The following is a 13,368-nucleotide window of genomic DNA, read 5'->3' as shown; positions in this document are numbered from 1 at the left end:
CGCCGCGCGCCGAGCGCGGCTACGCTCGGCAGGCATGTCGTACCCTGACGAACTGCTCGTCGGCATCGCCGCGATGGTCGAGTCGCAGCACAGCAGTCGGATGTCCCTGACCGTGGTGGTCCCCGGAGCCGTCATCACCGGACGGCTGGCCCCCGAAGCCATGTGGAAGCAGCGCGTGGCAGAAGTCCTGAGGGACTCCGCGGACCTCAAGCACTTCACGGCCGCGTTCATCCGGCCCGACGACGGCGGGAAGCCCCCGCTGCCGGCAGACCCGCCCACCCACCTCCACTTCCACGTCGCCCGCATCCTCCAGGGCAGCTTCGGCATCCCGGACACGGGCGGCATGTACCGAGTCGCGCTCAAGGACGTGAGCGCCTGGACCATCGGGGACATCGGATACTCGGATCAGTGAGTCGGCGAGCCGGGACCGGCGGGGCCGGGCCGGCCGACCGCAGGCGGTGGGCCGCAGGCTGTGGGCCACCGCCGGCGGGCCGAGCCCGGCACACCTCGCTGGTAGGCCGGCAATTTCGGAGTGTATTTTTAGATTTTTCCTGAAAAGTCCCATCCTTCTTCCCTCCCGCTCCGTATCCAGTCACGAGGCATGTCCACGGATCCACTTCCGAGGCATGTCCCCGGCAGGAGGCAAGCAGGAGGAAGCCCATGGCGATCTTCAAGGATCTCTTCCCCACCATGCACGGTGACCACGGTGACCATGGCGGTCACGGCGGCCACGGTGACCACGGCGGGCACGGTGACCATGGCGGTCACGGTGACCACGGCGATCACGGACACGACGACTTCTCGCGGCACGGTCGTGACTGGGACGACGAGGACGACGAGTTCGGCTACGGCTACTGACACCGGACCGAAGGGGCCGAGCGGACCGGCGGACGAGAGAGCCGGTCCGCTCCGCCGCCATGTGCTGCGGCGGTTGACGGCCGTGGCCGGGGACCAGGGGCCGGACGCCGTCGTGGCGGCCGCTCCGGCGCTGTCCCCGCGCGCGGTGTTCCGGCGGTTCTGGCCCTACACCCGCGGGCGACGGAGGTGGCTCGTTCCGCTCGCCGTGTTCAGTGTGCTGGGCCCGCTCGCCGACGGAGCGGAGCTGTGGCTGTTCAAGGCCGTGGTGGACGACGTGCTCGTGCCCAGGGATCTGACGCCCTTCCTCTGGATCGCCCCGGCCTTCGTCGGGCTCGTCGTCGTGACGGGGGTGCTGGGCTTCGCCGACGACATGACGTCGGCCTACGTCAGCGAGCGGTTCCTGCTGTCGCTGCGCGCCGACGTCTTCCGGCACCTCCAGGGGCTCTCGCTCGGGTTCTTCGAGCGGCGGCGGCTCGGGGACGTGCTGTCGCGGGTCACCGGTGACGTGGACGCCGTGGAGACGTTCCTGCTGTCCGGTGTGGCGCAGGTCCTCTACTACGTGATCCAACTGGGCGTCTTCCTCGGGCTGCTCTTCTACCTGCGCTGGGACCTGACCCTCCTCGCGCTCGTCATCGTGCCGCTGTTCTGGAGCGCCGCCCGGCACTTCTCCCGGCTGATCAAGGACGCCTCGCGGGAACGCAGGCGCCGCAGCGGTTCGCTCACCGCGGTCGCCGAGGAGTCGCTGGGCAACGTGGCGCTCGTACAGGCGTACAACCGGCAGGGCTGGGAGCAGGACCGCTTCGAGCGGGAGAACCTCGGCAAGTTCCACGCCGCGATGGCCGCCACCCGTATCAGGGCCGTCTACCGACCGCTCGTCGAACTGATCGAGGTCTCCGGCGGTCTCGCCGTCATGGGCCTGGGCACCTGGAAACTGGCGCAGGGCCAGCTCAGCCTGGGCGGCCTGCTGGTCTTCCTCGCGCTGATCGGCAGGCTCTACGGTCCGGTCCGCGACCTGTCCCGCCTCGGCACCACCTTCTACGCCGCCTCCGCCTCCGCGGAGCGGATCGCCGAACTGCTCGACCAGCGGCCCCAGGTCGTCGAGTCCCCCCATCCCCGGCGGACCGGCCGGGCGCGCGGCGAGATCGAGTTCGACGGGGTCTTCTTCCGCTACCCGGACCCGGGAGACGACCGCGCGGGCACGCCGAGAGGTGCGTCGTCCGATACGTCGGGGCGCGCGTCGTCCGCGTCGGCCGGTGCGTCGTCCGCTACCTCAAGGAGCGCGGCCTCCGGTACGTCGGGCGGTACGTCGTCGAGCGCACCACCGAGCACGACGCGCTGGGCGCTGTCCGACGTGTCCTTCCACGTCTGTCCCGGTGAGACGCTGGCCCTGGTCGGCGCCAGCGGAGCCGGGAAGTCCACGGTGGCGAAGCTGCAACTGCGCTTCTACGACCCCGAGCGCGGCGCCGTCCGCCTCGACGGGACCGATCTGCGGCTCCTGGACCTGACGGACGTGCGCGAGAGTGTCGCGGTGGTCCTCCAGGAGACGCTCGTCCTGCACGGGACGGTGCGCGAGAACATCGCCTACGGCCGGCCCGGTGCGACGGAGGCCGAGATCGTGGCGGCGGCGCGCGCGGCGGACGCCGACGAGTTCATCCGGCTGCTGCCGCAGGGGTACGACACGGTGGTCGGCCAGCGCGGCCGGACGCTGTCCGGCGGCCAGCGCCAGCGGTTGGCGATCGCCCGCGCGATGGTCAGGAACGCGCCCGTACTGCTCCTGGACGAGCCCACCACCGGCCTCGACGCCCAGTCCGGGCGGCGGATCCTGGACCCGCTGCGCCGTCTCATGGCGGGGCGGACGACCATCGTCATCTCGCACAACCTGCTCACCGTCCGCGACGCCACCCGGATCGTGGTGCTCGACCACGGCCGGGTGGTGGAGTCGGGCTCCCACGACGAACTGTTCCCGCGCGACGGGACGTACGCCCGGCTGCACCGGCTGCACGCACCGGCCGGCCCCGCGACGGACGGAACTCGACCAGCACTGCCATGACCGGCGCCCAGTCCGGTGCCGCCGCGCCGCCGGACGGTGCCGCCGCACGACCGGCCGGTGCCACCGAGCCGCCACGCCGCCGCGCCGCCGCGCCGCCGGACGGTGCCATGTGCCGCCGGATGGTGCCGGTGCGCCCGGACCGCGCCGCCGGACCGCCGGACGGCGCCGATGCGCCGTCGGTCCCGGGTAGGCGGTCGGGGCCCGGCTGCGGGATCGCTACGACTCCGCGCCCGTGCCGAAGCGGGTGGTGGCCAGCACGGTGCCGTCCGGTGCCGTCAGCCGGGCGCCGGCGAGCGTCGAACGGTCGGACTGGGTCACGGCGCCCCACGAACCCGCGCCGTCGCGCAGACTGAAGGTCCCGACCCGGGACGTGCTGCCGTCCCGGCGCACCAGCAGACAGGTGACCTCGCCGTTGTAGGAGGCGCCCGTACCGGCGAGGTCGACGGTCATGAAGACCCAGCCCGGGTGACCGGGATCGGCGTAGACCTCGCCGACCTCCTTGCCGGTCTGCCCGCGGGCGGACATCAGCCCGCCCCACAGCAGGCTCGTCGCCTGGTTCGTGGCGGGGGGAGAGGGAGAGGCCAGGGTGTCCTCGATCGCCGTGCCCACCGACCAGCCGCCGAATCCGACGGCCAGGGCCAGCGCGGTGGCGGCGGCGGCGATCCGCGGCCGCACGCGCCTGCGCCGCGAGGCCGCGTGCGCGCGGCCGGTGATGCGTGCGGTCAGACGTCCCTCGTCCGCCGCACCCGCCGCGCCCCGGGTCAGCGTCTGCGCCACCCGGGTCTCGAACCCGACCGGTGGCTCGCTGCCCGGCAGCAGGCCGACCAGCCGGTCGCCGACCTCGGTGAGCTGCCGGATGCGCTCGCGGCAGTCCGCACACTGTTCCAGGTGCGCGACGGCACCGGCCCGCTCGCGGCCCGGCAGCACGTCGAGAGCGAGTTCGGCACCGATCTCGCGCAGCTTCTCGCAGGTCACGTCACTGGCCATGGTCGTCGCCGCCTCGCCGATCGGACGCCAGCGCGGTCCGGAGCTTTCCCATCGCGGCCCGGATCCGCGTCTTGGCGGTGCCCAGCGGGATCTGCTCCCGGTCGGCGATCTGCTGGGCGGTCATGCCGTAGATGCCGGCCATCACCAGGGCACGGCCCTGCTCGGGCGGAAGCTGGGCCACGGCTCCCCGCAGCCGGGTCGAGGCCTCGTCGGCCAGCGCGTGCTGCTCGGGGGTCTCGGTGACGGCGCCCAGGACCGCGTCCAGGTCCTCGGGCGCCAACGGCTCCGGCCGCCGTGAGCGGACCGCGTCGATGGCCAGGTTGTGGGCGATGGTGGTCAGCCAGGTCGTGACCGACCCGCGCCGCGAGTCGTAGATCTGCGCGTGCTGCCACGCCCGCTCGAACGTCTGCTGGGCGATGTCCTCCGCGAGCTGAGGGTCCCCGGTGACGGCGATGGCGACGCCGAAGACCCGGTGCTGGAACCTTCGTACGAAACTGACCGAGAGTTCCGGATCACCGGTGGCCAGCCCGGACAGCAGTGCCTCGTCCGGGAGACGGCCCACGGGGAACCGGAACCTCGACATGTCCGTGTATACGTGCCGCCTACGCCCCGGGATTGCCCGAGTGGTACGGAGTCCCACACTCCGATTGTGCTCCGGGCACGAGTCCCCGGCTCACCGCGTCACAGCACGTCTCACGACGTCACAGCACGTCGGCCAGGCGGTCGACCTGGTCGGGGTCGAGGCCGTAGCAGTACAGCATGACCTCGTCGGCGCCCAGGTCGCCGTAGGCGGTGAGGGCCTCGCGGATCGCCTTCGGGGTGGTGAGCATGCCGGAGACCATGCGGTCGGGCGTGCCGGTGAAGGCGTAGTACGCGTGCATGGCGGACCGGGCGTCGTCGACCACCTGCCGCGGCCCCAGCGCCACGTTCACCTGTGCGACGATGCGCGGCGCGCCCGGGCGGCCGTACTCCTTCCACTGCTCGCGGACGGTGTCGAAGAGGCCGCCCGCCCAGGACGGCGGTGCGGCGGCGAGGAAGCCGTCGCCCCAGCGGGCCACGCGCTCCAGGGCGGCGGGCCTGAAGCCGCCGAACAGCACCTCGGGGCCGCCGGGGCGGGCGGCGAGCGGGCCGATGGGACCCACGCCGTCGCCGTAGGGTTCGCCGGACCACAGACGGCGCAGCACCGCCATCTGCTCGTCCATGCGGCGGCCCCGGGTGCGGATGTCGGTGCCCGCGGCCCAGTGGTCGTCCTCCCGGCCGCCGATGCCCAGACCGAGGACCAGCCGGCCGCCGGTCATCCGGTCCAGGGTGGCCGCCTGCTTGGCGAGCAGGGGGGTGTCGCGCAGCGGGGCGAGGAGCACCTCGGTCTGGACGCGGATCCGGGAGGTGGCGCCGGCCAGGACGGCGAGGGCGACCAGCGGTTCGGGGTTGTCGTACACGAGCCGGTCGAGCAGACCGAGGGTGGTGAAGGGGCCGGCCTCGGCGCGCCGGGCCCAGGTGAGCAGGGTGGCCGGGTCGCCGACGGGCAGGCCGATGCCTACGTTCATGAAGAGCCTCCGTGGAGGGAGAGGAAGGGTCGCTGAATACCGCTGCCGCCCCTCCGGCACCTCGGCGAGGTGGGACGCTCCCGCTCTGCGGCGTACTTCCGGGGAGGTCTCTTCGAAGTGGGTTCAGTGTAGGGCGGGTTGGGCGCGCATGACAGTCGTTTTTCCTGGAACCACCCGTCCCGGTGGGGCAGTCTTCTCCCTCGTGGGGAGCGTTCCGTATCAAGGTGGTGCGCCGGGTGGACCGGGCGCGCACATGGTGGTGTGCGGGGACGACGGGCTCGCGCACCGGTTGGCCGCCGAACTGCGCGGTGTGTACGGCGAGCAGGTCACGCTGGTCGTACCGCCCTCCGAGAGCGCGGCCCGTCCGCCGGTGGTCGGCCGGTCCCGGACCGCTTCCGCCCTGCTGGACCGGGTGGTGAGCGCGGCCGTGAACCGGGCCCCCGCCGCCAACGGTGGCGGCGGGGGCGGGGGCTCCGGCGGAGGCAGTGGCGGCGGTGGCCGGGCCGGGGGCGCCGACCGGCTGCTGGAGGCCGGCGAGCTGACCGAGGCCGTGCTGGCCGAGTCGGGCGTGGAGCGGGCGACCGCGCTGGCGCTGGTGTACGACGACGACGAGACCAACATCCGCGCCGCGCTCACCGCGCGCCGGCTCAACCCCAGGTTGCGGCTCGTCCTGCGTCTCTACAACCGGCGGCTGGGCCAGCACATCGAGGAACTGCTCGACCAGGCCGCCGCGTTGGCCACGGGCGACGGCACCGCCCCGCTGGGCGGCGACGCCTCGACGACCGTGTTGTCCGACGCCGACACGGCCGCGCCCGCGCTGGCCGCGAGCGCGGTCGCCGGCACCAGCAAGGTGGTGCAGACGGACGGGCTGCTGCTGCGCGCGGTGGAACGGCCGCCGCCCGCGCCGGGGCAGGTCGCCGATCCCGGGCTGTGCACGCTGGCGCTGCTGTCGGCGACGAGCAGCGATCCGGCCGGCGCGGACGGGTCCGAGGGCAGCGGGGAGCAACGGCCCCGGCTGCTGCCGGACGAGGCCGCGGTGCGCGCGGCGCCCGGGCGCGGGACCGTGGTGCTGGAGCAGGTGGCGTACGCCGCCGGTCCGGCCCTGCCGGCGGGGCGCGGGGGTGATGTCGTACCGGCGCTGACGTCGTTGTTCTCGCGGCGGCTGCGGTGGTCGCTGGCGGGCCTGGTGGGGTGCGTGTTCGCGCTCGCGGTGGCGTTGTGGCTGGTGACCGGGGTGCATCCGCTGGGCGCCCTCTATCTGACGCTGCTCGACCTGTTCGCCATCGACGACCCCGCGCTGGGCGAGTCGCTCGGCCGGCAGATCCTGCAACTCCTGTCCGGGCTCGTCGGGTTGCTGCTGCTCCCGGTGCTGCTGGCGGCGGTGCTGGAGGCGCTGGGGACGTTCCGGTCGGCGTCCGCGCTGCGCAAGCCGCCGCGCGGGCTCGGCGGGCACGTGGTGCTGCTGGGGCTGGGCAAGATCGGCACCCGGGTGCTGACGCGGCTGCGGGAACTGCAGATCCCGGTGGTGTGCGTGGAGTCCGGCCCGGAGGCGCGGGGGCTGGCGACGGCGCGGCGGCTGCGGGTGCCGGTGGTGCTCGGGGACGTCACGCAGGAGGGTGTGCTGGAGGCGGCGAAGATCCACCGCGCGCACGCGCTGCTCGCGGTGACGAGCTCGGACACGACGAACCTGGAGGCCGTGCTGTACGCCCGGTCCGTGCGGCCCGACCTGCGGGTGGTGCTGCGGCTGTACGACGACGACTTCGCCACCGCGGTGTACCGGACCCTGCGGGCGGCGCACCCCCGCGCGCTGACGCGGAGCCGGAGCGTGTCGCACTTGGCGGCGCCCGCGTTCGCCGGGGCGATGTTCGGGCGGCAGATCCTGGGGGCGATCCCGGTGGAGCGGCGGGTGCTGCTGTTCGCGTCGGTGGACGTGGACGGGCATCCGCAGTTGGAGGGACGGACGGTCGCGGAGGCCTTCCGGGCGGGGTACTGGCGGGTGCTGGCCCTGGACACGGGCATGACGGCGCGGCAGCGGCGGGAGCCGGCGGCGCAGGAGGCGGCCGAGGACGCGGGGCGGGGGGCCGGGTCCGGGGGTGGGTCCGGTCCCGGGGCCGGGTCCGGGCCGGTGTGGAACCCGCCCGAGACCTATGTCCTGGGCAAGGAGGACCGGGTGGTGCTGGCGGCGACCCGGCGGGGGCTGGCGGAGCTGCTGGGGCGGCGCGGCCGGGAGGGCTCGGGGGCGTGAGGGGCTGGGTGCGGGGTTGGTGGGGTGCGGGGATCGGGGTTTGGTCGGGTGCGGAGGCGTAAGGGGCTGGCGACTGCGGGGGCCGGTGGCCGGCTCGGAAGGGGTGGCGCAAGGGGCTGGTGGGACGCGTAGACGGTGAGGGGCTGGTGGGTGCGGGGGTCGGAGGGCTGGTCGGGTGGGGAGTGAGGGGGCCGGCCGGGTGCGGGGCGGGAGAGCCAGTCGGGTGTGCGGTGAGAGGGCCGATCGGGTGTGCGACGAGGGGGCCGGTCGGGTGCGGGCCAGGTGGGGGTACGGGCCAGAGGTTCAGCCGCTGCCGCCGCGCTTGCCCGCCCGTCCCCGTCCCCGTCCCGGAGGGGATGTCGCTCCTTCCCGAGGCCACCGGAACTCCGCCTCCGGATCCCACCGGAACTCCGCCTCCGGATCCCACCGGAACTCCGCCTCCGGATCCCGGCGGGGGCTCCGCCTCCGCGGCTCCGGCGGAGGCCGCGCCCCGGCGCCCGCGCAGCCCCGCCCCGCACCCGGTCGTCCGTTCCTCTACTTGGCCTGACTCGTCCGATGCGTCTACTTCGGCAGGTGGCGTCGAGCGAAGGACAGTTCCAGCTGCGTCTGCTTGATCCGTTCGTCGACCACCAGGGAGCCGTGGCCGGCGTCGTAGCGGTAGACCTCGTGGACCGCGCCGCGGGCCTCGAGGCGTTTGACGTAGTTGTCGATCTGGCGGATGGGGCAGCGGGGGTCGTTGACGCCGGCGGAGATGTAGACCGGGGCCTTGACCCGGTCCACGTAGGTCAGCGGCGAGGACGCCTCGAAGCGCTCGGGGACCTCCTCCGGGGTGCCGCCCAGCAGGGTGCGGTCCATCGCCTTCAGGGCTTCCATCTCGTCGTGGTACGCCGTGACGTAGTCGGCCACCGGGACCACCGCGATGCCCAGCGCCCACGCGTCCGGCTGGGTGCCCAGGCCGAGCAGGGTGAGGTAGCCGCCCCAGGAGCCACCGGAGAGGATCAGGCGGCCGGGGTCCGCGAGGCCGGAGTCGATCGCCCAGTCACGGACCGCGGCGATGTCCTCCAGCTCGATCAGACCCACCCGGTGCTTGAGCGCGTCCGTCCACTCCCGGCCGTAGCCCGTGGAACCCCGGTAGTTGACGCGGACCACCGCGTAACCGTGGTCGACCCAGGCGGCCGGGCCCGCGGCGAAGGAGTCGCTGTCGTGCCAGGTGGGGCCGCCGTGGATGTCGAAGACCGTGGGCAGCGGGCCCTCGGCGCCCGCCGGCTTCTGGACCAGGGCGTGGATGCGGCCGCCGGGACCGTCCACCCACACGTCCTCCACCGGGACCGAGCCCGGGGACCTCATGCCGGGCGGGTCCAGGACCACTCCGCCGCTGGTGGAGCGGACCGCCGACGGCTCGGCCGCCGAGGACCACAGGTACTCGACGCTGCCGTCCGGCCGGGCCGTCGCCCCGGAGACCGTGCCGGGCGGAGTGGGGACCTTCGTCAGCTCGCGGGTCGCCAGGTCGTAGCGGAACAGCTCGCTGCGGGCCTCGAAGCCGTGCGCGACGAGGAGGCCGCTGCCGTCCGGGTACCACTCCGCGCTGACGTCACCGGGCAGGTCCAGCGCCAGGTCGGTCTCCTCGCCCGTCTCCACGTCCCAGACCAGCGGCTCCCAGCGGCCGCCCCGCTGGTGGGCGACGAGCAGCCGGGTGTCCCCGGCGACCGGGGCGAAGCCCAGCACCTCCAGGCCCAGCTCGACCGTCCCGCCCTTGGTGTCGTCCAGCTCGGCGACCGTCGTGCCGTCCGGGCGCAGCACCCGCAGCGCGGAGTGCATCGCGTCGCCGTGCTCGGTGTGTTCGACGGCGATCAGCGTGCCGTCGTGGGAGAGGTCGCCGACGCCCGCCGACTCACGGTGGCGGTAGATCTCCACCGGTTCCTCGCCCGATCCCGGGCGCGCGAGGTGGATCGTCGTGCCGTCCTCGTCCGTCGAGCGGCCCACCACCGCCGTGCGCCCGTCGCGGCCTAGCGCGAGGCCCGCCGGGTACGACGGCTCCAGGCCGGGCACCGCGGCCTCGTCCGGTCCGCCGGCGAACGGCTGGCGGCGCCAGACGCCGAACTCGTCGCCGTCCTTGTCGTCGAACCACCAGATCCACTCGCCGTCCGGGGAGAGCACGCCGTCCGTCGTGCCGTTCGGCCGGTCCGTCGCCTGGCGCTGCCCGCCGCCCGCCCGGTCCCACGCGTACAGCTCGTACGTCCCTGTCGCGTTCGACACGAACAAGGAGCGTTCCGGCGCTTCCTCCGCCCAGTCGGGCAGTGAGACCCGGGGCGCCCGGAAGCGCTTCTCCCAGTCCGGCATCTCCTCGATCGGTCCCCGCGGGGCCAGCGGGTTGTCGGACCCGTTGCTCTCAGTCATGGCCCCATAGTGCCCGGACGGGCCGACAAAGCGCCGATCGGTTCCCCAGCCTGTGGACAACTCGCCTGTGGAAAACTCCGACCCCGCGACCGGGACACGACCGGCGGGGCCGTACCGTTGGTCGCGTGTACCGGTTTCTGCTGACACCTCGCTGGTGGGGCATCAACGTCTTCGTGCTGTTCGCCATCCCCTTCTGCGTCTTCATGGGGTCCTGGCAGCTGAGCCGGTTCGACGCGCGCGTCGAGGACCACCGGAACGCGGCGGAACAGGCCGCCTCGTACCGCAAGGAGGCCCCGCGTCCGTTGGACGGGCTGCTGCCCGTCGACAAGCGGACCTCCGGCATGCAGACCACCGCGACCGGCCGGTACGGCAAGCAGTTGCTGGTCCCGGACCGCGAGCTGGACGGCAAGCGGGGCTACTACGTGCTGAGCCTGCTGCGGACCGGTTCCGGCAAGGCGCTGCCGGTCGTACGGGGCTGGCTGCCGGGCACCGCGGACCAGGCGAAGGCCCCCGCGCCGCCCACCGGCGAGGTCACCGTCACCGGTGCGCTGCAGGCCTCCGAGACGCCCGGTGACAACGGGGTCAGCGCCCAGGGCGGGCTGCCCGCCGGACAGACCGGCGCCATCAGCGCGGCCTCGCTGGTCAACCTGGTGCCGTACGACGTGTACGACGCGTGGGTGACGCTCAACACGGGCGACTCCGGGATGAAGGCGGTGCCGGTGAAGGCGCCGAACGGCTCGGGACTGGACCTGAAGGCGTTCCAGAACCTCGGCTACACCGGTGAGTGGTTCGTCTTCGCCGGCTTCGTGGTCTTCATGTGGTTCCGGCTGGTGCGCCGCGAGGTGGAGGCCGCACGGGACGCCGAGCTGGGACTGGCCCCGGAGGAGCAGGAGCCGGTCGCGGCGGTCTGACCTCTGCCCAACGCCTCACCGGCCCGGCCCCGTACGGGTCCCTCCCCAGACAGCACCGGCCCGGCCCGGCCCGTACGGGGGTGCCACGGCCGGGCCGACGGGCAGTGGCACGGGACCGTCCGCGCGACCCCGAACCGCCCGTCCCGGTCCGCGGGGCGGGTCGCACGCGCCCCGCGGCCCCGGTACGAGCCCCGCGAGCGCTACGACGGCGTCAGCACCCCGGTGTGGTAGATCGTTCCCGTGCACGCGTCCGGCACGGTGGCCGTGACCGCGGGCGAGCCCGCCTCCGGGGTGTGGGAGACCGCCACGCTGCCGTCGGCCGGGCCGCCGTCCTCCCTGACGAGCTGGGTCGTGGTGCCGGTGTCGGCGCCCGTGCTCGTGCTGCTCGTCCCGCTCGCGGGCTGGCTGGGGGACGGGTCGGGGGACGGGCCGCCGGTCTCGGTGCCGCCGTCCGCGCTGCCGCCCCCGCCACCGCCGGTGGGACAGGTCGCCGAGGGCACCCAGGCGAACTTCACCTCGTACGCCGCGCCCGGCGTCAGGACCAGTCCGGGGGCCTCGGTGGAGGGATCGGGCAGACCGGGCGCCGCGTCGCCGGAGGTGTGCTGGACCACCTGGATCCGCTTCGCGTCGGCCGCGCCCTGCGCGAGCGCGGTCACCGTGCCCAAGCCGCCGACGGTGCAGCTTCCGGTGGAGACGTTGGTGACGTGGAAGGTGCCGTAGACGACGCCGGCCGAGTCGGGTGCGCCGACCGTGCCGGTGGCGGAGCCCAGCTGGGAGCCCGTGCACACCGGGACGCCGGTGTCGGCGGACGCGGAGGGGCCGGCCGTACCGGCGCTGGTGGAGTCGCCGCCCGGCACGGTGCTCGGGCCGCCCCCGGGGTCGTTCTTCGTGCCGCTCCGGCCCGGGCCGGGGGCCTTGCCGGGCGAGTCGCCCGAGGTGCTGGACGGGCTGTCCGGGCTCTTGCCCTGGCCGGTGCCGCCCTGGGCCTGCGAGGCCTGGCCGGCGATGGCCGGGTCGGCGTCGGAGCCGGTGGCGTTGGAGACGTGCACCAGGGCGGGGATGGCGGTGCCGATGAACAGGGCGGCGGCGGCCATGCCGACCACGGCCTGCCGCTTGCGGGCCCGTCGCGCCGGGACCGCGTGCCGCAGGTGGTCCAGCGTGCCGTCACGCGGCTCCATGTCCTCGACCGCCCGGCGCAGCAGCCGGCGCAGTTCCAGCTCGTCCGAGTCGAGCCCCTCGGGCCCCTCTTCGTCGGGGCTGTTCTTCACGGTTCCGTTCCCAGCGTGCGTCGGCGTGTCCTGTTGCCCCTGCGGCCGCGTCGGCTCGTGCCACGCGTAGGGCTCGTGGCGCTCGTGCGAGTCGCGCCCCTCGGCGTCCTCCCTCATGCCCGCGCCCCCATCGCGACCCGGAGTGCCGCGATCCCGCGCGAACCGTACGCCTTGACCGAACCGAGCGATATCCCGAGGGTCTCGGCGACCTGCGCCTCGGTCATGTCCGCGAAGTAGCGCAGCACCAGCACCTCGCGCTGGCGGCGCTGGAGGCCCTTCATCGCCTTGATCAGGGAGTCGCGCTCCAACTGGTCGTAGGCGCCCTCCTCGGCGCTGGCCATGTCCGGCATCGGCTTGGACAGCAGCTTCAGACCGAGGATGCGGCGGCGCAGCGCGGACCGCGAGAGGTTGACGACCGTCTGCCTCAGGTAGGCGAGCGTCTTCTCCGGGTCCCGGACGCGCTTGCGGGCCGAGTGGACGCGGATGAACGCCTCCTGCACGACGTCCTCGCAGGAGGCGGTGTCGTCGAGGAGCAGCGCGGCCAGACCCAGCAGCGAGCGGTAGTGGGCGCGATAGGTCTCGGTGAGATGGTCGACGGTGGTGCCGGCCGCGACGGCGCCGTCGGCGGCGCCGTCACGCTGGTTCGGTATGCGGGCGGGCCGCGCGGTGGGCATGGGGGCGATCACCGGCATGCCGCCGGGCGAGCCGGGCATGCGCGGCCGGAGCGCCGCGCGGGGCGGGCGCAGCACGGTGCCGCCGGCCGCTGCCGCCGGGGGTACCCCCTGCTCAAGGAGCCGGGGGACGAAGTCGAGTACCTCTGCCACGCCAGTTGGACACGTCCACCCCCTCGGGGGTTGTACGTGCCGGGCGTCACTTTCGCGCCCGGCGGCACGGCCGGCGACGTTCTCGCGTCAGGCGGCGCCTCGGACGGTACCCCACATGCCCTCATGCGTCCCGCTCTTCCCCTGTGTCGTTGTGCTGACCGGGGCGCTCCCACCGCACGCCCCCGCAGCGTCCCCACGCCCCCCGCCAGGGCGACCGCATAGACGCTCCCCGCCGTCCGCGCGGTTGCGGAGGGCGGGGAGAAGAATCTTCGGACGCCGAG

General features: G+C 74.0%; 11 protein-coding genes. 5 read left to right on the top strand and 6 right to left on the bottom strand.

Annotated elements, in window-relative coordinates; all coding sequences use genetic code 11:
* Window positions 1–34 precede the first annotated feature (34 nt).
* The 3 genes from ACF061_RS10820 (at window position 35) to ACF061_RS10810 (ending at window position 2,908) form a co-directional block, all read left to right on the top strand.
* Window positions 35–412, top strand: a complete 378-nt coding sequence (locus tag ACF061_RS10820) for a hypothetical protein (RefSeq protein WP_392266492.1) — start codon at window positions 35–37, stop codon at window positions 410–412.
* A gap of 248 nt (window positions 413–660) precedes the next feature.
* Window positions 661–858: a hypothetical protein gene (locus ACF061_RS10815; protein WP_392266491.1), complete on the top strand. Its 198-nt coding sequence runs from the start codon at window positions 661–663 to the stop codon at window positions 856–858.
* 73 nt (window positions 859–931) lie between these two features.
* A complete protein-coding gene (locus tag ACF061_RS10810; RefSeq protein WP_392266490.1) occupies window positions 932–2,908 on the top strand; it encodes an ABC transporter ATP-binding protein in 1,977 nt (658 codons plus the stop codon).
* A gap of 216 nt (window positions 2,909–3,124) precedes the next feature.
* Here the strand turns inward: ACF061_RS10810 and ACF061_RS10805 are convergent, their stop codons facing one another.
* The 3 genes from ACF061_RS10805 to ACF061_RS10795 form a co-directional block, all read right to left on the bottom strand.
* Window positions 3,125–3,895 (bottom strand): hypothetical protein, encoded by a 771-nt coding sequence (locus tag ACF061_RS10805; RefSeq protein WP_392266489.1) that lies wholly within the window; start codon window positions 3,893–3,895, stop codon window positions 3,125–3,127.
* Entirely contained in the window at window positions 3,885–4,478 is a 594-nt protein-coding gene (locus tag ACF061_RS10800; protein WP_392266488.1) for an RNA polymerase sigma factor, read from the bottom strand. Before ACF061_RS10800 ends, ACF061_RS10805 begins: the two co-directional genes overlap by 11 nt.
* Window positions 4,479–4,596: 118 nt before the next feature.
* Window positions 4,597–5,442 carry an LLM class flavin-dependent oxidoreductase gene (locus tag ACF061_RS10795; RefSeq protein WP_392266487.1) on the bottom strand — a complete coding sequence of 282 codons (846 nt, stop codon included), beginning with the start codon at window positions 5,440–5,442 and terminating at the stop codon, window positions 4,597–4,599.
* Between the two features lie 253 nt (window positions 5,443–5,695).
* Here ACF061_RS10795 and ACF061_RS10790 point away from each other — a divergent pair, with 253 nt between their 5' ends.
* Complete coding sequence (locus ACF061_RS10790; RefSeq protein ID WP_392266486.1) at window positions 5,696–7,687, top strand: NAD-binding protein; 1,992 nt, start codon at window positions 5,696–5,698, stop codon at window positions 7,685–7,687.
* 561 nt (window positions 7,688–8,248) lie between these two features.
* On the opposite strand, the gene ACF061_RS10785 is transcribed toward ACF061_RS10790, so the two are convergent.
* Entirely contained in the window at window positions 8,249–10,084 is a 1,836-nt protein-coding gene (locus ACF061_RS10785) for a prolyl oligopeptidase family serine peptidase (protein ID WP_392266485.1), read from the bottom strand.
* A 125-nt stretch (window positions 10,085–10,209) separates the two neighbouring features.
* Between ACF061_RS10785 and ACF061_RS10780 the strand changes: the two genes are divergently transcribed.
* Window positions 10,210–10,995: an SURF1 family protein gene (locus tag ACF061_RS10780; protein WP_392266484.1), complete on the top strand. Its 786-nt coding sequence runs from the start codon at window positions 10,210–10,212 to the stop codon at window positions 10,993–10,995.
* A gap of 200 nt (window positions 10,996–11,195) precedes the next feature.
* Here the strand turns inward: ACF061_RS10780 and ACF061_RS10775 are convergent, their stop codons facing one another.
* Window positions 11,196–12,380, bottom strand: a complete 1,185-nt coding sequence (locus tag ACF061_RS10775) for a hypothetical protein (RefSeq protein WP_392266483.1) — start codon at window positions 12,378–12,380, stop codon at window positions 11,196–11,198.
* Window positions 12,377–13,087, bottom strand: a complete 711-nt coding sequence (locus ACF061_RS10770; RefSeq protein ID WP_392266482.1) for a SigE family RNA polymerase sigma factor — start codon at window positions 13,085–13,087, stop codon at window positions 12,377–12,379. Before ACF061_RS10770 ends, ACF061_RS10775 begins: the two co-directional genes overlap by 4 nt.
* Between the last annotated feature and the right edge of the window lie 281 nt (window positions 13,088–13,368).

This window comes from Streptomyces sp. NPDC015220, assembly GCF_043079345.1.
Lineage (GTDB): Bacteria > Actinomycetota > Actinomycetes > Streptomycetales > Streptomycetaceae > Streptomyces.
The sequence above is the reverse complement of the archived record's forward strand: the minus strand, read 5'-3'. Positions and strand labels throughout refer to the sequence as shown.